The organism is Nocardia sp. 149-1B, from assembly GCF_057747975.1.
Map to the genome: position 1 here is coordinate 3,260,961 of NZ_CM173233.1, position 19,480 is coordinate 3,280,440.

The following is a 19,480-nucleotide window of genomic DNA, read 5'->3' on the forward strand; positions in this document are numbered from 1 at the left end:
CCGTGGGTTCGACGGGTCCACCGGCCACCTCCGAGGATGACCACATGGCGCGCATGGCTCCACACAAGGTCGTGCTCCACGGCCACGAGCTCTCCTACATCGACAGCGGGTCGGGACCGGCGGTCCTGTTCATCCACGGGATCCTCGGCTCGCAGCGACAGTGGGCCCACCTCGTCGACGACATGGACGACGACCACCGCGTGCTCGTGCCGGACCTGTTCGGGCACGGCGAGTCGGCCAAGCCGCTCGGCGACTACTCGCTGAGCGCGCACGCCGCCGCGCTGCGCGACCTCCTCGACCACCTCGGGGTCGAGCGGGTCACGCTGGTCGGCCACTCTCTCGGGGGTGGCATCGCGATGCAGTTCTTCTACCTCTTCCCCGATCGGGTCGACCGCCTGGTCCTGGTCTCCAGCGGCGGCCTCGGACGCGAGGTGAACCTGATCCTGCGAGCCGCGACCCTGCCCGGCGCGGAGCAGGTCCTCAGCCTGGTCGCCTCCACTCCCGTCCTGTCGCGGGTCGAGGCCCTGGGTCGAGGCGCCTCGAAGGCGGGCTGGCGGCCCGGCGCGGACGTCGGCGCGATCTGGCGCGGGTTCAGCTCGCTCTCGGACCGCGAGAGCCGTCGCGCCTTCCTCGCCACGACCCGCGCCGTCATCGACATCGGCGGCCAGAGCATCAGCGCCCACGATCACCTGGAGGGGGTGCTGCCGATCCCGATCCTGATCGTGTGGGGCTCCAAGGACCGGATGATCCCCGCCTGGCACGCGCTCAGCGCGCAACGCGCGGTCCCCGACTGCCGCGTCGAGCTGTTCGAGGGCGCCGGCCACTTCCCCCACCTCGACGACCCGGACCGGTTCGCGGCCGTGCTCCGCGACTTCATCGCCGCCGGAGACAACGGCGAGCAGCCCGCCGCCGCCGAGGGCTGACCGGTCGCCGCGAGGCCTACCGGCGCGTGATGGTCACCGTGAAGTGGGCCGCGCGGGTCGTGGCGTTGCCGGAGTACGTCACCTACCGGGCGGGTCGTCCCTGCCTCCGTGACGACGCCCTCGGCACGCCCTCGAGCCCTGCGCAGCGAGGCGGAGGGACACGTCGGGGTCGGAGGCCTCGATGACCACGAACACAAGCGTGCCGAGACCACGACCTGCAGGTCACCGCTACGGCGTCGTGAGGAACGACCACGACGTCCAGCTCGTGAACGTCTCGCCCGGTCGGAGCACGGTCGACGGGAAGGTCGCGTTGTTCGGGCAGTCCGGGAAGTGCTGGGTCTCGAGCGCGACCCCGTCCCCTTGCCGGTACGACCGGCCGCTCGGTCCGGCGTGCGAACCGTCGAAGAAGTTGCCGGTGTAGACCTGCAACCCCGGCTGGTCGGTCCGCACCTCCAGCGTTCGCCCCGACCGTGGTTCGGTGAGCCTGGCCGCGGGCGCGCCCGTCGACGGGTTCAGCACGAAGTTGTGGTCATAGCCACGCGCGCGGCGCAGCTGCTCGTGGTCGGCTCTGATGCGGGCCCCGATCGCGGTCGGCGTACGGAAGTCGAGCGGGGTGCCGGCGAGCTCCGCGAGCTCGCCGGTCGGGATGAGGTCGGGGCCGGCCGGGGTGTACCGATCAGCGTCCACGTGCAGCACATGGTCCTCGACCGACCCGGAGCCCTCACCGGCGAGGTTGAAGTGCGCGTGGTTGGTCAGGTTGACCACGGTGGGCGCATCGCACTCGGCGTGGTAGCGCAGCTCGACCTCGTGGCCGCTGATCCGGTAGGAGGCGGTCACCGACATCGCACCGGGAAAGCCCTGGTCACCGTCGGGGCTCGTGAGCTGGAAGCTCACGCCGGCGTGGTCGAGGTCGACCACCGCCCAGTGGCGCCGGTGGAACCCGTCCGGACCGCCGTGCAGCGTGTGCTCGCCGTCGTTGACCACGAGCTCGTGGGCGACTCCGTCCAGGGAGAAGCTGCCGCCCGCGATCCGGTTCGCGAAGCGCCCCACGGTGGCGCCGAAGTACTGGCTCGGCGTGGCGGCGTACTCCTCCACGATCGCCGACCCGAGCACGACGTTGGCGGTGCCCCCCGCACGGTCCGGCACCCACAGCTCCTGGACCGTCGCCCCCAGGTCGAGCACGCGGAGGGTGAGCCCGTGGTCACTGACGAACGTGTAGCGCGTGACCTCCCGGCCATCGACGACACCGAAGCTCTCCTCCGACACCGTCCTCACGCATGCCTCCCACAGGACTCGCGGATCACGAGCTCGACCGGCAGCACCGTGTGCCGCTCACCGGGTGCCTCGCCGGCGATCGAGGCGAAGAGCTTCTCCCCTGCCGTGCGCCCCAGCTCCTCGGCCGGGACCCGGACCGTGGTGATGCCCGGCGTGGTGAGCCGGGAGACGCCGAAGTCGTCGTAGCCGACCAGCGCGACATCATCGGGAACTCGAAGACCGCGGTCGCGCAGCTCGAGGAGCGCGCCGTACGCCATCTCGTCGTTCGCCGCGAAGATCGCCTCCAGGCCCGGAGCCTGGTCGAGCAGCTCGCGGGCCGCGCGCCGGCCGGACTCCTCGCTGAAGTCACCCTCGGCATGCACCTGGAGCGTCGGCTCCCCGAGCTGCGCCAGCGCCTCGCGGAAGCCCGTGTAGCGATCGGCCCCCGTCTGGTGGTCCAGCGGACCCGAGATGTGTCCGATCTTGCGCACGCCGTGCTCGACCAGCAGGTGCTCGGTGATCATCGCCGCGGCCGCGACGTCGTCGACCCCGACGCTCAGCGCGGCCGGCAGGTGCGGGAACCGGCCGACCAGCACCACGGGGAGTGCGGAGCTCACCATCCGGCTCACGTTGGGATCGGCAGCCGCCGCCGAGGTGACGATGGCGCCGTCGGCCGCGCCGGAGCGCAGCGCACGCTCATAGGCCGTCACGCCCTCCTGGTCGTCGTCGTTGGTAGCGACCAGCGTCACACTGCCGTGCGCCTGAGCCGCCTCCGTCACGCCCACCAGCAGGTGGGTGAAGTAGGGGTGGCCGTAGACGTGGTGGCTGGTGTTGGGGATCACCAGCGCCACCGCGCCGGCCCGCTGGGCGCGCAGCGCCCGGCCGGCCGAGCTCGGGACGTAGCCGAGTCGCTCGGCGGCCTCGCGAATCTCGGCCTTCTTCGCGGAGCTGATGCGCGGACTGTCGGAGAGCGCCATGGAGACGGCGCTGCGCGACACGCCCGCGAGCCGGGCCACGTCCTGGAGTGTCACCCGCGGACTCGTCATCGTTCTCCTCCGTCCATCGCCCACCCGACCTGCTTGACCGTTTGAGCAATCCGACCCATCGCGAAGATGATACGCGATCCACTGTCAACATCTAGGGTATTGACATGATCTTCCGCGGATGCCTATCTTCTGCTTAATCGATTCAGCAACCTCGGGTGACTAGAGGAGCGCTATGACGTACAAGAGGTGGGCGGCCGCCGGACTCGGGCTGGCGCTGGTCGCAGGTCTGACGGCGTGCGGCGGCGGCAGCGACGCCGACAACGGCAGCGGGCCGGTCAAGCTCGTGATGTGGACCGGCTTCACCGGCGGTGACCGCGGGTCCTACGAGGACCTCGTCGCGGAGTTCAACAAGACCCACGACGACGTCCAGGTGTCGATGGAGGTGCAGCCCTGGGACACCCTGGGCCAGAAGCTCCCCGCCGCGTGGGCGACCGGGCAGGGTCCTGACCTGGCCACCCCCAACTTCGATCCCAACGTCCTCGCGGAGTACGCCGAGAACGGCGCGCTCCTCCCGATCACCGAGGTCGGCACGGGCGCGGACCAGATCAACGTCGACAGCCTGCCACCGGCGGCGGTCGACGCGTTCACGATCGACGGCAAGCTCCTGGCGGTGCCGGCCAACTTCGCGACACTGCAGCTCTACTACAACAAGGCCTTGTTCGCCGATGCCGGCATCGCCGAGCCGCCCGCCACGGTGGCCGACTTCAAGACCGACGCGGCCGCACTGACCGGCGACGGGGTCTACGGGCTGTCGCTGGCCGACCACGAGACGATCTCGATGTGGCCGCTGCTGCAGTGGCTCGACGGCTCCGACATCGTGGGAGACGACAACTGCAGCGTGCTGACCGACCCGGCAGCGATCAGCAGCCTCACCGACTGGGCCGGCCTGGTCCAGGACAAGTCGGCTCCCGTCGGGCTGAGCGGCGCCGAGTCGGACTCGCTGTTCAGCTCCGGCAAGGCTGCGATGCAGCTCAACGGCCCCTGGGCCGCGGCCGGCTACCAAGACGCCGGGATCGACCTCGGCATCGCGCCCGTCCCCGTCGGGGTCGACGGCCCGGTGACCCTGGCCTCCACGGTCCCGCTCGCCGCCTCCGCCAAGACCAAGCACCCCGACCAGGTGCAGGAGTTCCTGGCCTGGTGGACCGGCAAGGACGCCCAGAAGATGTTCTCGCTCTCGAGCGGCTTCCCGCCCGCGCGCACTGACCTCGCCGACGACCCGGAGCTCGCCGCCAACGCGACGGTGGCCGCCTTCGCGGCCGCGGTCCCGAGCGCCCGGCTCTACCTGCCCGGCGTGCCGAACGCCACCAAGGTCGACACGGAGGTCTACGTTCCGCTCATCGGCGACATCACCCGCGGCAAGGATGTCGCGGACGCCGCACAGAAGGCGAGCGACCAGATCGACCAGCTCACCGGCTGCGGTCAGTGACGTTGACGGAGGCCACGATGGCGAAGGGGACCCGCGTCTCGACGCGCGGGTCCTCCTCGCCGGCGAGGAGGCCGGACTGGGGTCGCTGGCGGGGATGGGCGTTCGCGGCCCCGAGCGTCCTGATCATCGCGACCTTCATCATCTACCCGATCTTCCGATCGTTCTGGTACAGCCTGCACGACTGGCACCTGGGGTCCTCGGACAACCAGTTCGTCGGGCTCGACAACTACCGCACGCTGCTCGATGACGAGCGCTTCTGGAACGCCCTCCGGGTGACGGTCGTCTTCACCAGTGCCAGCGTGGTGCTGCAGATCGCGCTCGCCTTCCTCGCCGCGCTCGCTCTCCAGGACGACACCCGGCTCAACCGCATCATCCGGTCGATCTACTTCTTCCCCACGGTCGTGTCCCTCACGACCATCGGCCTGGTCTGGCGCTTCCTGCTCGATCCCAACATCGGCCTCGTCGGCGGCATCACCGCCCGGTTGGGCTGGGAGCCGGTCGGCTGGTTGCAGGACCCCCAGCTCGCTCTCCCGGTCCTGATCCTCGTCAGCGTCTGGAAGAACCTCGGGTTCTCGATGGTGATCCTGCTCGCCGGGCTGAAGGGCGTGCCCGAGCAGCTGTACGACGCGGCGAGCGTCGACGGCGCGGGCCTGGTCCGGACCGTCTGGCACATCACGTTGCCGAGCATCCGGCCGACGCTGATGTTCACCACGATGATCCTCGTCATCAACTCACTGCAGATGTTCGACCTGGTCTACGTGATGACCAACGGCGGACCGGTCTTCGCGACCGACACGCTGGTCACGATGCTCTACCGCGTCGGCTTCACGCAGTTCGACGTCGGCTACGCCAGCGCCGTGGCCTGGGCCCTGTTCCTGGTGATCGCACTGGCCTCCGCCCTCCAGCTCCGACTGTTCAGGTACCGCGATGTTGACTGACGGACTGAGGGTCGCCAAGTGGGCCCTGCTGCTGCTCGGCGCGGCGCTGTGCGTCGTTCCGTTCATCTGGATGGTCGGCGGGTCGTTCCGCCCCGAGGCGGACCTGTTCAGCAACCCGGCGCGGCTGCTGCCCCGGACCTGGACCCTGCACGGCTACCGAGACATCGGTTCGGAGCTGCCCCTGGCCCGGATGCTGGTGAACACGATCGTGTTCGCCGGGGGCACGACGATCCTCTGCGTGCTCTTCGACTCGCTGTGCGCCTACGCGTTGGCGAGGCTCGACATCCCGGGCGCCCGGTGGGCGTTCCTCCTGGTCATCGCCACGCTGATGGTCCCCTTCCAGGTGACCTTGATCCCGGTGTTCATCGAGCTCTTCCACTTCGGCTGGCTCAACACCTATCAGGGCCTGATCATCCCGCGGGCGACCAGTGCGTTCGGCATCTTCATGCTCCGGCAGTTCTTCATGTCGATCCCCCGGGAGATGGACGAGGCCGCCCGCATCGACGGCGCCAACGCGTTCACCATCTACTGGCGGATCATCCTGCCGATGTCGAAGCCGGCCCTCGGCACCTTGGCCCTCCTCCACTTCATGAACCTCTGGAACGACCTCCTCTGGCCGCTCGTCGTCACCAGCGACACCAAGATGCGCACGCTCCCCGCGGGCCTGACCCTGTTCGGCGGGCAGCACGTCATCGATCACGCCGTGCTCTTCGCCGGCGCGACGATCTCGGTCGTCCCGCTCGCCGTCGCGTTCATGTTCGCCCAGCGGTTCTTCGTCCAGAGCGTCGCCACGACAGGAATCAAATGACCACGCCCTCGGTGTTCCAGGAGCCCGGCATCAGCTGGATCCTGGGAATCGAAGACACCTGCGTCTACCCCGACCGCGGACGCCTGCCGCTGGACGAGTTCGTCCTGACCGAGCACGACGTCAACGTGGGCGACGACCTGCGCCTGGTCGCCGACCTCGGCGCGCGGGCGCTGCGTTATGGCATGAGCTGGCCGCGGGTGCACCTCGCCCCCGGCCGGTTCGACTGGCGGCTGCTCGACGAGGCGGTGGAGACCGCCCGCTCGCTGCAGCTCGAGATCGTCGCCGACCTCGTCCACTACGGCACTCCCCGGTGGCTTGCCGACTCGTTCGCGGACCCGGCGTACGCCGACGCGATCGAGGAGTTCGCGGGCGCGCTCGCGACCCGCTACCGGGGCCTGATCCGCTCCTACACGCCGCTCAACGAGCCGATCACGACCGCGTCCTTCGCGGGGTTGCGCGGGGTCTGGCCCCCCAACCTGCACGGCTGGGACGGCTGGGTCCGGGTCGTGGTCCCGATCGCGCGGGGACTGATCACCGCGACCCGGGCGATCCGAGAGGCCGACCCGGGCGCCACCGTCGTCCACGTGGAGGCCTCGACCCACGTGGTGGCCTCCGACCCGGCCCTCGAGCCGGACGCCGAGCACCTCCGCGGACTGGGGTGGCTGCCCACCGACCTGATGACGGGGCGGGTCGGTGCCACCCATCCGATGCACGACTGGCTCCTGGCCCACGGCGCCCCAGCGGCCGAGCTCGCGTGGCTGGCGCAGCACGGCGTCCGGCCCGACGTGATCGGTGTGAACTACTACCCCGACCTGACGCCCCGGAGGCTGGTGCCGGCAGAGGGCACCCACGTGCAGGTGGCCTTCGACGGCGGCGCAGCCGTGCTCGAGGAGGTGCTCGAGACGTTCGCCGCGCGCTACGCGCTCCCGCTCGCGCTCACCGAGACGAGCATCGAGGGCGACGACGCCGTCCGCACCCGGTGGCTGCGGGAGTCGGCGGCGGTGGTCGCCGCACGCGCCGACGACCTCGACATCCGGGGCTACACCTGGTGGCCGCTGTTCGACTTCGTCGACTGGTCGTGGATCGCCGGCGGCCACAACGTCGAGGAGTTCGCGATGGAGGCCACCCTGCCCGACGGGTCGGCCGGCTTCGAGTTCGCCGGGTTCCGAGGGGATCCGGGCCAGGGCAAGGGCTCGTTCCTGCGCCGGATGGGTCTCGTGCGCCTGGACGAGCGGCCCGACGGCAGCCTGCGCCGTGTCTCCACCCCCGCGGCGCTGGAGTTCCGCAGAGCCGCGTCACGCACCCCCGCACAGGACCCCGCCTGATGCTCTACGACGGATACTTCGCCGACCCGTTCCTCACCCGCACCACCGAGGGGTACGTCGCGGTCGGCACCCATCCCGGTCCTCGTCACACGCACCCGGCGCTGCAGTTCGACGTCCTCAGCTCACCCGATCTGGTCCGGTGGACCCATCGCGGCGGCGCGCTGGTGGGTCTCGACCCCGACCTCGGCGACCAGTACTGGGCGCCGGAGATCATCGAGCTCGACGGCCTTTGGTGGATGTACTACTCGGTCGGCCGGGGCATCGCGGGTCACCACCTCCGCGTGGCCCAGGCATCGAGCCCCTACGGGCCCTACGAGGACCTCGGGATCGACCTGACTCCCGACGAGCGGTTCGCGATCGACCCCCACCCCTACGTCGACGAGGACGGCGCGACGTACCTGTTCTTCGCGCGGGACGTCGTGGACGACGCGCGGCCCGGCACCCACCTGGCGATGGCACCCCTCCTCGACCCGACCCGGCTCGGCCGGGCGGTCGAGGTCCTGCGGCCGTACGCCGACTGGCAGATCTACGAGCGGTCGCGATCCATGTACGGCGCCACGTTCGACTGGCACACCCTCGAGGGACCGAGCGTCGTCCGGAGGGCAGGTCGGTACTGGATGACGTTCTCCGGCGGCGCGTGGACCGGTCCCGGCTACGCGGTCTCCTGGGCGGTCGCCGACGATGTGCGAGGTCCCTGGACCCCGGCTCCCCTCGGCTCGCCGCCGTTGCTGAGCACCACCGGCGGGCTCATCGGCCCCGGGCACAACTCGCTCGTGGTGGGCCCCGACGGCGCCGACGTCATCGCGTTCCATGCCTGGGACCAGGACCTGACGCGACGAGAGCTCCACCTGCGCCGGATCGCCTTCGGGCCCGATGGTCCGTCCGTCGACGGCCCGACCGGCGCAGGTGGGCCGGCCACGCCAACCGGGCGGTCCCGGTAACGCTGGCACGGTCGGTCGTGGAGAGGACGCCGGCTCCGACGCCGCGGCACCTCAGGCGAGCCCCTCGAAGGGGCGGACCTCGACCTTGCCTCGGCACGCCTTCGAGCCCTCGGCGGCGAGGCGGAGGACCACGTCGAGGTCGGGGGCCTCGACGACCCAGAACCCGCCGATGAGCTCCTTGGTCTCCAGGTACGGCCCGTCGGTGATCAGCGGCGTCTCGCCCTGGCCGTCGACGACGGTCGCCGTCGAGGCCGACTGCAACCCGCCGGCGAAGACCCAGTAGCCCTCGGCCTTGAGGCGGTCGTTGAAGGCACCGGTCGCGGCGAATGCCTCCTCCATGTCCTCCTTCGAGGCGTAGTTGCCGAACTCACCCATCTCGGCCGGTCCGTGCACCGACAGCAGGTAGTGCGTCATCGCGTGACTCCTTCGGTCTCTGGCGGTCCCGGTGACCGCCGTACACCCAGACCACGAACGAAAGCACGCCGATACGACACCCGGCCACACGACATCGCCTCAGGATGCGCGTCCCCTAGGATTTCGTCTGCGACTGGTTCAGGAGGGCCGACGCGGCCCGTGCCGACGGTCGCACGAACGTGAGGATGTCCCATGCGCGCCCGAGTCTGGTCCTCGTCCATCGTCGTGTGCCTCGCCGGGGCTCTGCTCGCGCCGGCCCCAGCCCTGGCTGCGACACAGACCGCCTCGATCGTCGTGGCCGACTCCGCCCTCAGCATCGGCGAGACCTCCCTGGTGACGATCAGCTTCGCTGCGGCCGTCAGCGGATTCGACAGCAGCGACCTGATCGTCCAGAACGGAACGGTGGGCGCCGTGTCGTCCTCCGACGGCGGCACCACGTGGACCGCCACCCTCACCCCGTCGGCGCCGGTGACGGCTCCGACGAACACCATCACTCTGGCCAACGGGGGTGTGACGCCGGCCGTGGGCGACGGGTCCGGCGTCACGACCTCCAACACCTACGCCGTCGACACCCAGCGGCCCACCGCGACCATCGCGGTCGCCGACGCCGACCTCAAGGCGGGCGAGACCTCCCTGGTCACCATCGCGTTCAGCGAGCGCGTCACCGGGTTCGCGAACGACGACCTGTCCGCCGCCAATGGTGCGCTGAGCCCCGTCGGCACGACGGACGGCGGGACCACCTGGACCGCGACCCTCACGCCCACGCCCACCACGAAGGACACGACCAACCTCGTCGTGCTCAACAACGCCGGTGTCTCCGACCTCGCCGGTAACGCGGGCACCGGCACCACGAGCTCGAACAACTACGCCGTCGACACCGTGCGACCGACCGCGACCATCGCGGTCACCGACAACAACCTCAAGGCCGGCGAGACCTCCCTGGTCACGATCACGTTCAGCGAGGCCGTCACCGGGTTCGCGAACGCGGACCTGACCGTCCCCAACGGCACCTTGAGCCCGGTCTCCTCGGCCAACAACATCACCTGGACCGCGACCCTCACCCCCAACGCGCCGATCACCGCGCCGACCAACGTCATCACGCTCGACAACGCCGGCGTGTTCGGCGCCACCGGCAACGCCGGAGCCGGCACGACGATCTCGAACGCCTACGCCGTCGACACCGCGCGACCGACCGCCACCATCGTGGTGACCGACGCCAACCTCGCGATCGGGGAGACCTCGCCGGTCACCATCACGTTCAGCGAGGCCGTCACCGGGTTCGCCAACGCCGACCTGACCGTCCAGAACGGCACCCTGAGCACGGTCACCACCACCAACGGCGGCGTCACCTGGACCGCGACCCTCACGCCGGTCCCGTCCGTCACCGACGCCACCAACGTCATCTCCCTCAACCTGGCCGGCGTCGCCGACACCGCAGGCAACGCGGGCGTCGGCTCCGCCGTGTCGAACAACTACGCGCTCGACGCCATCCGGCCGACCGCGACCATCGTCGTGACCGACGGCACGCTGGCGGCCGGCGGGACGTCGCCGATCACCGTCACCTTCAGCGAGCCGGTCGCCGGGTTCACCAACGCCGACCTGACCGTGCCCAACGGCAACCTCAGCTCCGTCTCGTCCACGGATGGTGGCACGACCTGGACCGCCACGCTCACGGCGCTGACGGGGATCACCGACACGACCAACGTGGTCACCCTCAACCTGACCGGCGTCACCGACATCGCAGGCAACGCCGGGATCGGCACCGCGACCTCGGGCAACTACGTGGTCGACGGGTTCGCTCCGGCATCGCGCGCGGCCGGTCCGCGCCTGAGCTCGACCGGGACGTGGTCGATCAGCTACGAGGCGACCGACGACACCACCGCGGCCTCGGTGGCCCTCTTCGCCCGTGGCCCGGGCGAGAGCACCTACGCCCAGGTTGCCGAGGACGCCGGCGTCCTGGACGGCGTGCTCACCTTCACCGGCGGCGCAGAGGGGACCTACGACTTCTACACCGTCGCGACCGACGCGGTGGGGAACGTCGAGCCGGCACCAGCAGTCCCGGACGTCACCACGATCCTCGACACGACCTCCCCCGTGCTGGTCACGCGCATGGGGCGCACGCCGGTGCGGTTCGACCTGCGCCGGAAGTCCTCCCTCCCGCTCCGGGTCCAGGTCGACGAGCTGTCGAACGTGACCTTCCGGATCGTGAAGGGCCACGGGGCCACCGTTCGCGAGTTCGCGCCGAAGAGGTCCGTCACCGGAGTCGTCACCCAGGTGTGGAACGGGCGCATGCAGTCGGGGCGCCTCGTGGAGGCCGGGACCTACCGCCTCATCGTCGTGGCGGAGGACCTGGCCGGGAACCAGGACCGGGCGACCGTCCCGATCAAGGTGATCCGCTGACGGTCGTCCCGTCCGAGGTCAGGCCGACGGGGCCGCTGCCCGTGGCCGTCGCCGCGCCGGCCGGCGGATGGGCGACCCGGGCTTCGAGGCGAGCAGCGGGTCGAAGTCGTCGGTGATCGGCGTCAGCCGCGACTCGTCGACGAACACCGCGCCGTCGCGCACCTCCTGGACCAGGTCCCGGCCCAGGACAGCGCCGGCCGTGCCCATGCCGCCCCAGATCGTGGCGTTGATGCCGAACATGTGCTCGGTGCTCCCGCCGGCGAGGAACAGGCCGGGGATGTGCGTGGTGACCCGCGGCCGGAACGGGCCGAGGTTCTTGATCAGTGGGGCGATGCCGTAGCAGGAGCCGCCGGTGCTGAGCGTGAACCGCTCCTGGGTGATCGGCGTGGAGGCCTCGCAGAACACCATCCGCTCCCGCAGGTCGGGGATCATCAGCGAGGCGGTGTCGAGCACCCGCTGGGTGAGCTCCTCCTTGAGCTGGCGGTAGCGCTCGTCGCGGCCATAGCCATCACCCTCGCCGGGGTCGGTGGCGACGTTCCAGAACGCGTGCTCCTTCGGCGCCCAGCTGACGAGCTCGAGCGTGGAGTAGCCCGGCGGCGCCGAGTGGGTGCCCTCCGGGTCCTTCGCCGTGGGGCAGCTGATGCCGACCGGCATCAGCTCGGGACAGCGCCCGGCGGCGACCTCGCGGTAGTAGCCGTCGACGTCGTTGGTCGGCCACACCCAGGCCAGCGGCGGGGTGTCGCGCTCGCGCAGGTCGACGTCGAGCGCGACGTACACCGCGAACATCGGCAGCGTCATCTCGAGCTTCGCCAGCCGGCGCCGAAGTCGTCGCGTCAGGTGCTCCGCGCCCACCAGGTCGGCCCAGGTCTTCTTGAAGTCCGCCGCGGAGACGACGACCTCGGATCGGATCTCCTCACCGCCACGGAGTCGTACGCCGACGGCGCGGCCGTCCTCGACGAGGATCCGCTCGACCCGGGCCTTGGTGCGGACCCGGCCGCCGTGGGTCGAGATCACGTCGGTCAGGTGGGCGCCGATCATCTGGCCGCCGCCGCGCGGGTAGTAGGCGCCGGCCTGCAGGTAGTGGTGCAGGAAGCCCGCGTGCATCGCGGTCGGTGTGCGGTGCGGCGGCCAGGTGTAGTCGCCGTTCTCGGCGAGGATCACCGCCTGGGCGTCGGCGCTGAGGCCGCACGCGGCCATCAACGTCGTGATCGGCCGCACGCCCCAGCGCACCAGAGCGAGCGTGCGCCTGAGGTCCCGACCGCCGGTGGCGGCCGTGCGCATGATCCGCACACACCGCCGCAGTCCCGCCTCCTCGGCTGGGAACGCCGCGATCAGCCGCTCGAGATAGGTGTCCCAGCCGGTCGGCGTCTGGAACGTCGTCCCCGGGACCATGATCTGGCAGTGGCCCTCAGGGCGCTGGCGCAGCCACTTGATCCGCTCGGTCAGCGCCAGCCCGGAAAGCGCGGTCTGCATCCGGCCGCCTGGACCGCACTCCCCGACGTAGTGGGTGCCGACGTCGAACTCGAACTTGTTGCCGGCCCGCCGGAACACCTGGGTGCTCCCGCCGACCACCTGGTTGGCCTCGAGCACGAGCACCCGCTTGCCGTTCGCCGCAAGGTACGCCGCGCAGGTGAGGCCACCCGGGCCGGCACCGACGACCACGACGTCCCAGGTCACGGGTCCGGTCGCCTCGGTCGGGGGCGGCGGGGTGGCGGTCCGGGTCATGGCACGTCGCTTTCGGGAGAGTTATCTGGAGTCAGACTCTAGATCACTTCCGGGGATGAGGCCCTCGAGCAGCACCAGACCCGCCTCGATCACGGCCTGCTCCACCCGCTCCGGCGGCAGCGCCAGGGCGTCGCGGCGCAACGCGAGCGCGGCGACGCCGTTCCAGGCGCCGAACAGGAAGCACGACATCAGCTCCGGATCGACCTGCCGGATCGCGCCGGCCTCGACGGCGTCCCGGATGCTCTGCTCGAACTCCCGCCGCAGCTCGCTGAACCTCGCGACCACCTCGTCCTCGATCGCCGAGCGCGGACCGCGCTCCCCCGTGACGGTCAGGTACCGCACCACCGCCGGGTGGTCGAGGAGCAGCCGCAGGTAGGCCGCGCCCACGCCGGCGAACCGCTCGAGCGGGGAGGTCTCGGCGGCGTACGCCGATCGCAGCGTCTCGGTCGCGACCCCCAGCACCCGCTCCGTCACGGCCGCCAGCAGCCCGTCCTTGGTCCCGAAGTGCACGTACACCGAGGCCGGCGAGATCCCCGCCCCGGCGGCCACGTCCTCGATCCTGATCTCCTCGGGCGCACTCTCCGCCAGCAGCTGCTCGGCCGCGTCCAGGAGCAGCCCCCGGGTGCGCTCCCGGCGCCGCGAGCCGCGCGCGACCGCCTCAGCAGGAGCGTCGGACTTCGGAGCGTCGGTCACGAGGCAGCACCCTAAGCCCGGGGGCTCGGGGCCTTGGCGTCCCGAGCTCGAGCACTACCCACGCGTGTGCTCGTCGTGCGCCAGAGCAGCAGGGCGGCCGCTGCCTGGAGCACGCCGATCGTCACCGCGAGTCCCGGCACGTGGTGCTCGACGAGGCTCCCGGCGAGAGCGCCTCCGGCGAGCGCACCGACCCCCTGGACGGCTGCGAAGACTCCGTACGCCGTTGCCCGGCGCGGGCTGGGCACCAGGTCGGCGACGTACGCCTTGACGGTCGAGTCCTGGACGCCCGTCGCGGCGCCCCAGACCGTGACCCCGACCAGCACCAGCCACAGCCGGGAGGAGAAGACGCAGAGCGGCACGATCGCGACGAGCACCGGGACGGCGAGGAGGGTGCGCCCGCCGGCGCGGTCGAAGAGCTGACCGGCACCGAGCGCGACGACCGCCTCGACGGCCATGGCCAGGGCGTAGACGAGCGGAACGGCAGCCGGGGCCAGCAGTCCGGCCTGGACGAAGCGGAACGAGATGACCCCGAAGGTCATGAGTCCTGCCGTGGTCAGGGCGGCGGACAGCGCGAACAGGTGGAACGTGCGAGGCAGGTCGGCGCCGACCGCCGCCGCGCCGAACTCTCTGAGCACTCCACGTGCTGGGGACATGGGCGTCTCGTCGGGTGCGGGCTCGGCGACCACCCGTGCGTGACGGCGCAGCTGGGCGAGCAGCACCAGCGAGATGGCCCCGGGCACGGCGAGCACGGCGTACCCGGGCCACAGGAGTCCGGTGAGGGCGGCGGTTCCCGCGAGCAGGAGGGGTCCGGAGAAGGCGCCGACCTGGTCGAGCGCCTTGTGCACCGCGAACCCCTTGCCACGCCCGGTGGCGGTCGCCATGTGCGCGAGCAGGGCGGACTTGGCGGGGCTGCGGATGGCCTTGCCGGTGCGCTCGAGGAGGATGAGGGACGCGGCGACTGCGAGGCCGGCACCGCCGATGAACGGAGTGACTGCCAGCAGTGGCACCGACACGGCCGTCATGGCGTAGCCCAGGACGGTCAGCCTCCAGTGGTGGTGGCTTCGGTCGGCCCAGAAGCCCGTCGCCAACCGCAGCATCAGGGCCACGGCCTCGCCGGCGCCGGTGACCAGGCCCACGGTGAACGCCGAAGCACCCAGCGTCGCGAGGAACGGGCCTGCCGTCGCCCGCATGCCCTCGTAGACCATGTCGGCTGCGAGGCTGACCAGGCCGAAGGCGAGCACCGTCCGCCACGGCGACCACGCCTCGGGCATGGGCGCACCGGGCTCGGTACGGCGTACGCGGCTCTGCCTCACGGCTACCGATTCTCCCCGCCGCCGGCCCGGCCTCCCCGGGAGGCCGGCTTCATCGTCGCTTCATGTGTCCCTGCCTACCGTCGTGCCATGCCGACCCCTGAGGGTCCGCAGAGGGGAGGTCGAGGTCGTGAGCCCATCCGCTGGATCCGTGGTCTGGGCCGGTGCGCAGGAGCAGTGGTTCGGAGCGGTCGACCACCTGGCGAAGGCGACGCCGTGGCTGCACACACCGGCCCTGCTCTTCGCCGAGTACGGCGTGGTGGTGTTCGCCGCGCTCCTGCTGCTGTCGTGGTGGCGGGCGCGCCGCGGCGGAGATCTGCAGCGCGTCACCGCCGCGCTGTGGGCGCCGGTCGGCGCACTGGTGGCGCTGGCGATCAACCAGTTCCTCGTCGCCGCCTTCGCCGAGCCGCGGCCCTACACCGTGCTCCCCCACGCCTACATCCTGGCGTCACGCAGCAGCGACTACTCCTTCCCGAGCGACCACGCGGTGATGGCCGGAGCGGTGGCAGCAGGAGTCCTGCTGACGGACCGGAGGCTCGGGCTCGTCACCGCCGCGACGGCCCTGCTGATGGCGTTCACCCGCGTGTACGTCGGCGCCCACTTCCCGCTCGACGTCGTCGCCGGCCTCCTGGTCGGTGCCGCGGTCTCGGTCACCGGCTACCTGCTGCTCGCCCGACCGGTCGGTGAACCCCTGGTCGCACGGCTCGCGCGGACCCCGGCCCGGCCGCTGCTCACCACGGCACCGAGGGCCGCGTGATCACCGCGCTGGTCGCGCAGCTGCTGACGACGCCGGCCTGGCTCGCCCTGCTGGTGGTGTTCGCCCTGCCCGTGCTGGAGTCCTCGGTGTTCCTGGGGTTCGTCTTCCCCGGCGAGATGGCGCTCCTCCTCGGCGGCGTCGCGGCCGGCCAGGGTCACCTCCCGCTCGCCGCCGTACTCGCGGCCGGCGTCGGTGGCGCCATCCTCGGCGACTCCGTCGGCTACGTCGTCGGCCGCCGCTGGGGCCGGCGGATCCTGGACTCCACGCTGGGCCGGTTCGTCCGGGCCGAGCACCTCGATCGCGCCGAGGGCGCGCTGGCCCGGCGCGGCGGATGGTCGGTGTTCGTGGGCCGGTTCACGGTCGCCCTGCGGGTGCTGGTCCCGGGTCTGGCCGGCATGGCGCGGATGCCGTACCGCCGGTTCGCCCTCGCCAACGTCGCGGGCGCCGTGCTCTGGGGCTCGATGATGATCCTGGCCGGCTACCTCGCCGGGAACAGCTGGCACACCGTCGGGCACTACATCTCGGTCGCCGGGCTCGCGATCACCGCCGGGTTGCTCGGCGCGCTCTTCGTCGCCCGCGCGATCCGCCGCCACCGGGCCCGGCCCGCGACGGTGCGCCCGAGGGTGGCAACCCCCATGGCCCGATCCGTCTGACGGTACCGACGGCTTCGACTTCGCCCTGGTGATGAACGTGCCGTTCGGGGCGAACACGTGCGCCAACTTCACGTCGAGCACAAGCGGGCACATGTCGATTGGGCAGCAAGACCAACCTGGCCTTCGCCGGCAAGATCGAGCTCGACTGCGGACAGCTCAAGGTGCTCCACCTGCAGTGCCGTCCAGTCGCACGGCGGCCTGACCCAGCTGTTCAACCTCGACTACAACAGCACGACGCACATCCTCGCCGGCGGCGTCTACTTCTCCTTCGAGCGCAGCACGTCGTGGAGGTTCTTCGGCCACCGCTACAACCGGCACCCGAAGATCGCCATCGGGCTGACCTACTCCATGGACACCACCAAGCCGGGCAGCACCCCTGACCGCCACCCTCGGCGGCGGCGTCAGCGTCTCGGGCGGCAACGGCTCACTGGTCTGCACCCTCAGCGCCACGGGCGACGACTCCTGCACGATCCACGTGCAGATTGACCCAGGCGGCGGGCACACCTTCAACGACACCTGGTGACGTTGGGTCGTGTGCCTGAGAACGCTCCATGACGCGCTCTCAGGCACACGACCTCGAGCGCGGTCAGTGGTCGACGAGCTCCCCGGTCCCGTGGATGGCCGGGCTGCCCACCGTGTCATGCCCCGCCCGGGGACCCTCGGGTTCTTCGATCGTCAGGTGCGGCAGCAGCCGGTCGAGCCAGGCGGGGAGCCACCAGTTGAGGCGGCCGAGCAGCTTCATCGCGGCCGGGACGAGGACCAGGCGCACGATGGTCGCGTCGACGACGACGGCGGTCGCCAGCCCCAGGCCGAGCATCTTGACGACCGGGTCGTTGCCGGCGACGAACCCGGCGAAGACGGCGACCATGATCGCGGCGCCCGCCGAGATGGTGCGGGCCGTGACGCCGATGCCGTGCACGATGGCGTGGTCGCTGTCGCCGGTGCGCAGGTACTCCTCGCGGATCCGCGAGAGGAGGAAGACCTCGTAGTCCATCGACAGGCCGAACAGGATGGCGAACATGAACAGGGGGATGAAGGAGATGATCGGCACGGTCGCGTGCAGGCCGATCAGGTCCTTGGCCCAGCCCCACTGGAAGACCATCACGAGCACGCCGTACGCCGCGCCGACGCTGAGCAGGTTGAGGACGGCGGCCTTCGCCGGCACCGCGACCGAGCGGAAGACGACGACCAGCAGCAGGAAGGACAGCAGCACGACGGCGACCAGGAAGACCGGGAGCCGGTCTTGCACCCGAGTGCTCATGTCGGTCATCGACGCGGTGTAGCCGCCCACGTGCGCCGTGGCCGGGCTGCCGGCCAGGGCGGCGGGCAGGACGTCGGAGCGCAGCCGATGCAGGGTCGCCTGCGTCTGCTCGTCCTGCGGCGTGGAGGTGGCCTGCGCGGTGACGATGCCCAGGTCGGGCTCGCTGCTGAGCACGGAGGCCGCGGCGATGCCCGGGGCGTCTGCCACAGCGGCGGCGACCCGCTCGGACGCGCTGGTGTCACCCGCGGGGTCGATGGCGATGACGAAGGGGCTGATGGCGCCGGGCCCGAACCCGTCGGCGATCAGGTCGTAGGCGCGGCGCTCGGTGCGTTCCTGGGGGTAGTTGCCCTCGTCCGGCATGCCGAGCCGCAGTGCCGTCACGGGCGCGGCCAGTGCGAGCAGCAGCGCGGTGCCGGTGACGAGGTAGACGACCGGGTGCCGGGTCACGTGGGCGCCCCACCGGGTCCAGCGTTGGGTGGCGCCGGAGGTACGACGGGCCCGCCTGCGCGTGATCCGCTGACCGGCCATGCCCAGCAGCGCGGGAAGCAGGGTCAGCGCGGCGAGGACCATCACGAGCACGACCAGGGACATGCCCACGCCGCCGGCGGCCACGAACGGGAGCCCGGCGAAGGTCAGGCCGAGGATGGCGACGACGACGGTCCCGCCGGCGAACAGGATCGCCTGGCCGGAGGTCGCGAGCGAGCGGCCGACGGACTCGGGGACCGACAGCCCCCGGGCGAGGAACTCTCGGTGCCGGGTCACTAGGAACAGGGCGTAGTCGATGCCGGCGCCCAGCCCGACCATCGAGGCCATCACCGGCGCCCACTCGGGGATGTCGACCGCGTAGGCCACCAGCGAGAGCGCGCTCGTCCCGACGAGCAGGCCGAAGAGCCCGATGACGACGGGCAGTCCGGCGGCGACCAGTGAGCCGAACGCGACGAGCAGGATGACGAGGGCGGCGAGGATGCCCGCGGCCTCGTAGAGGCTCATCGGCGGCTCGGCGAAGGTGTAGTAGAGGTCGCCGCCCGCCTCGAGACGGAGGTCGGACCCGGCCTGCGCCCGGGCGAGCGCCGAGGTCAGCGCGGCGAGCGCGGACTTGTCGGTCTTCTCGATCACGGGGTACTGCAGCCGGATGATGGCGATCCGGCCGTCGGCCGAGACCATCTGGGCGGCGACGGCGGCCTGGGGGTCCCGCGCCAGCAGGCCGGCCGGGTCGGTCGCGCCGAGCTGGTCCTTCAGGCCGCGCAGCTGCTGCTCGACCGCGGCGAGGTCGCGCCGCGCCTGGGGGGAGCCGAGGAACGTCTCGTCCTCGCCGCGCGGGGTCGCGACGACGTACGCCGTGAGCCCGCCCGCCCCGGTGTCGGCACGCGACAGCAGGTCGGCGGCGGCCGCGGAGTCGGTCCCGGGCGCCTCCATGCTGGTGTCGAGGGCATGGCCGGCCGTGCTCGCCAGCCCCGCCACGGCGACGGCGAGGACCACCCAGATCCCGACGGTCGTCCACGCGTGGCCGGCCGCCCAGCGACCCCAGCGGTACAGGATGTGTGACATCGCAGCCTCCTCGGCTCGGACTGCGGGCTCGTGCCCGGCTGCCTTCACCGTCCCGTGG

At 71.3% G+C, this 19,480-nt stretch carries 16 protein-coding genes; 9 read left to right on the forward strand and 7 right to left on the reverse strand.

Annotation, left to right across the window (positions count from 1 at the left end; all coding sequences use genetic code 11):
* The first annotated feature begins 44 nt into the window (after nt 1–44).
* Nucleotides 45–923, forward strand: coding sequence for an alpha/beta fold hydrolase (locus AC3ANS_RS15590; RefSeq protein WP_488292495.1), 879 nt, complete (start codon nt 45–47; stop codon nt 921–923).
* A gap of 228 nt (nt 924–1,151) precedes the next feature.
* On the opposite strand, the gene AC3ANS_RS15595 is transcribed toward AC3ANS_RS15590, so the two are convergent.
* Both AC3ANS_RS15595 and AC3ANS_RS15600 read right to left on the reverse strand, forming a co-directional pair.
* Entirely contained in the window at nt 1,152–2,198 is a 1,047-nt protein-coding gene (locus AC3ANS_RS15595) for an aldose epimerase family protein (protein ID WP_488292496.1), read from the reverse strand.
* Entirely contained in the window at nt 2,195–3,223 is a 1,029-nt protein-coding gene (locus tag AC3ANS_RS15600) for a LacI family DNA-binding transcriptional regulator (RefSeq protein ID WP_488292497.1), read from the reverse strand. Before AC3ANS_RS15600 ends, AC3ANS_RS15595 begins: the two co-directional genes overlap by 4 nt.
* A gap of 172 nt (nt 3,224–3,395) precedes the next feature.
* Here AC3ANS_RS15600 and AC3ANS_RS15605 point away from each other — a divergent pair, with 172 nt between their 5' ends.
* Genes AC3ANS_RS15605 through AC3ANS_RS15625 form a run of 5 tightly spaced genes read left to right on the forward strand, consistent with a single transcriptional unit; the run spans nt 3,396 to nt 8,661 of the window.
* Nucleotides 3,396–4,649 carry an ABC transporter substrate-binding protein gene (locus tag AC3ANS_RS15605; protein WP_488292498.1) on the forward strand — a complete coding sequence of 418 codons (1,254 nt, stop codon included), beginning with the start codon at nt 3,396–3,398 and terminating at the stop codon, nt 4,647–4,649.
* A gap of 17 nt (nt 4,650–4,666) precedes the next feature.
* Nucleotides 4,667–5,587 (forward strand): carbohydrate ABC transporter permease, encoded by a 921-nt coding sequence (locus AC3ANS_RS15610; protein ID WP_488292499.1) that lies wholly within the window; start codon nt 4,667–4,669, stop codon nt 5,585–5,587.
* Complete coding sequence (locus tag AC3ANS_RS15615) at nt 5,577–6,395, forward strand: carbohydrate ABC transporter permease (protein WP_488292500.1); 819 nt, start codon at nt 5,577–5,579, stop codon at nt 6,393–6,395. Before AC3ANS_RS15610 ends, AC3ANS_RS15615 begins: the two co-directional genes overlap by 11 nt.
* On the forward strand, nt 6,392–7,720 hold the full coding sequence (locus AC3ANS_RS15620; RefSeq protein WP_488292501.1) for a family 1 glycosylhydrolase: 1,329 nt from the start codon (nt 6,392–6,394) through the stop codon (nt 7,718–7,720). Before AC3ANS_RS15615 ends, AC3ANS_RS15620 begins: the two co-directional genes overlap by 4 nt.
* Nucleotides 7,720–8,661 (forward strand): glycoside hydrolase family 43 protein, encoded by a 942-nt coding sequence (locus AC3ANS_RS15625; RefSeq protein ID WP_488292502.1) that lies wholly within the window; start codon nt 7,720–7,722, stop codon nt 8,659–8,661. The genes AC3ANS_RS15620 and AC3ANS_RS15625 overlap by 1 nt, the downstream gene beginning before the upstream one ends.
* A 51-nt stretch (nt 8,662–8,712) precedes the next feature.
* Here the strand turns inward: AC3ANS_RS15625 and AC3ANS_RS15630 are convergent, their stop codons facing one another.
* On the reverse strand, nt 8,713–9,075 hold the full coding sequence (locus AC3ANS_RS15630; protein WP_488292503.1) for a YciI family protein: 363 nt from the start codon (nt 9,073–9,075) through the stop codon (nt 8,713–8,715).
* 192 nt (nt 9,076–9,267) lie between these two features.
* Between AC3ANS_RS15630 and AC3ANS_RS15635 the strand changes: the two genes are divergently transcribed.
* Complete coding sequence (locus AC3ANS_RS15635; protein ID WP_488292504.1) at nt 9,268–11,475, forward strand: Ig-like domain-containing protein; 2,208 nt, start codon at nt 9,268–9,270, stop codon at nt 11,473–11,475.
* 18 nt (nt 11,476–11,493) lie between these two features.
* Here AC3ANS_RS15635 and AC3ANS_RS15640 read toward each other — a convergent pair whose 3' ends face one another.
* From AC3ANS_RS15640 to AC3ANS_RS15650, 3 genes are read right to left on the reverse strand one after another with little or no spacing between them, the layout of a single operon-like run.
* On the reverse strand, nt 11,494–13,200 hold the full coding sequence (locus AC3ANS_RS15640) for a phytoene desaturase family protein (protein WP_488292505.1): 1,707 nt from the start codon (nt 13,198–13,200) through the stop codon (nt 11,494–11,496).
* Between the two features lie 21 nt (nt 13,201–13,221).
* A complete protein-coding gene (locus AC3ANS_RS15645; protein ID WP_488292506.1) occupies nt 13,222–13,893 on the reverse strand; it encodes a TetR/AcrR family transcriptional regulator in 672 nt (223 codons plus the stop codon).
* Nucleotides 13,894–13,904: 11 nt separating this feature from the next.
* Nucleotides 13,905–15,206 carry an MFS transporter gene (locus AC3ANS_RS15650; protein ID WP_488292507.1) on the reverse strand — a complete coding sequence of 434 codons (1,302 nt, stop codon included), beginning with the start codon at nt 15,204–15,206 and terminating at the stop codon, nt 13,905–13,907.
* A 127-nt stretch (nt 15,207–15,333) separates the two neighbouring features.
* Here AC3ANS_RS15650 and AC3ANS_RS15655 point away from each other — a divergent pair, with 127 nt between their 5' ends.
* The gene (locus AC3ANS_RS15655; RefSeq protein WP_488292508.1) at nt 15,334–15,960 is read left to right on the forward strand and encodes a phosphatase PAP2 family protein; all 627 of its coding nucleotides are present in this window, start codon (nt 15,334–15,336) and stop codon (nt 15,958–15,960) included.
* Entirely contained in the window at nt 15,957–16,613 is a 657-nt protein-coding gene (locus AC3ANS_RS15660) for a DedA family protein (RefSeq protein WP_488292509.1), read from the forward strand. The genes AC3ANS_RS15655 and AC3ANS_RS15660 overlap by 4 nt, the downstream gene beginning before the upstream one ends.
* 586 nt (nt 16,614–17,199) lie before the next feature.
* Here the strand turns inward: AC3ANS_RS15660 and AC3ANS_RS15665 are convergent.
* Nucleotides 17,200–19,422 (reverse strand): MMPL family transporter, encoded by a 2,223-nt coding sequence (locus AC3ANS_RS15665; protein ID WP_488292510.1) that lies wholly within the window; start codon nt 19,420–19,422, stop codon nt 17,200–17,202.
* Between the last annotated feature and the right edge of the window lie 58 nt (nt 19,423–19,480).

Coding starts and splice junctions, on each gene's coding strand:
- AC3ANS_RS15590 (WP_488292495.1), top strand. CDS start 45: ATGGCGCGCATGGCTCCACACAAGGTCGTGCTCCACGGCCACGAGCTC.
- AC3ANS_RS15600 (WP_488292497.1), bottom strand. CDS start 3,223: ATGACGAGTCCGCGGGTGACACTCCAGGACGTGGCCCGGCTCGCGGGC.
- AC3ANS_RS15605 (WP_488292498.1), top strand. CDS start 3,396: ATGACGTACAAGAGGTGGGCGGCCGCCGGACTCGGGCTGGCGCTGGTC.
- AC3ANS_RS15610 (WP_488292499.1), top strand. CDS start 4,667: ATGGCGAAGGGGACCCGCGTCTCGACGCGCGGGTCCTCCTCGCCGGCG.
- AC3ANS_RS15615 (WP_488292500.1), top strand. CDS start 5,577: ATGTTGACTGACGGACTGAGGGTCGCCAAGTGGGCCCTGCTGCTGCTC.
- AC3ANS_RS15620 (WP_488292501.1), top strand. CDS start 6,392: ATGACCACGCCCTCGGTGTTCCAGGAGCCCGGCATCAGCTGGATCCTG.
- AC3ANS_RS15625 (WP_488292502.1), top strand. CDS start 7,720: ATGCTCTACGACGGATACTTCGCCGACCCGTTCCTCACCCGCACCACC.
- AC3ANS_RS15630 (WP_488292503.1), bottom strand. CDS start 9,075: ATGACGCACTACCTGCTGTCGGTGCACGGACCGGCCGAGATGGGTGAG.
- AC3ANS_RS15635 (WP_488292504.1), top strand. CDS start 9,268: ATGCGCGCCCGAGTCTGGTCCTCGTCCATCGTCGTGTGCCTCGCCGGG.
- AC3ANS_RS15640 (WP_488292505.1), bottom strand. CDS start 13,200: ATGACCCGGACCGCCACCCCGCCGCCCCCGACCGAGGCGACCGGACCC.
- AC3ANS_RS15665 (WP_488292510.1), bottom strand. CDS start 19,422: ATGTCACACATCCTGTACCGCTGGGGTCGCTGGGCGGCCGGCCACGCG.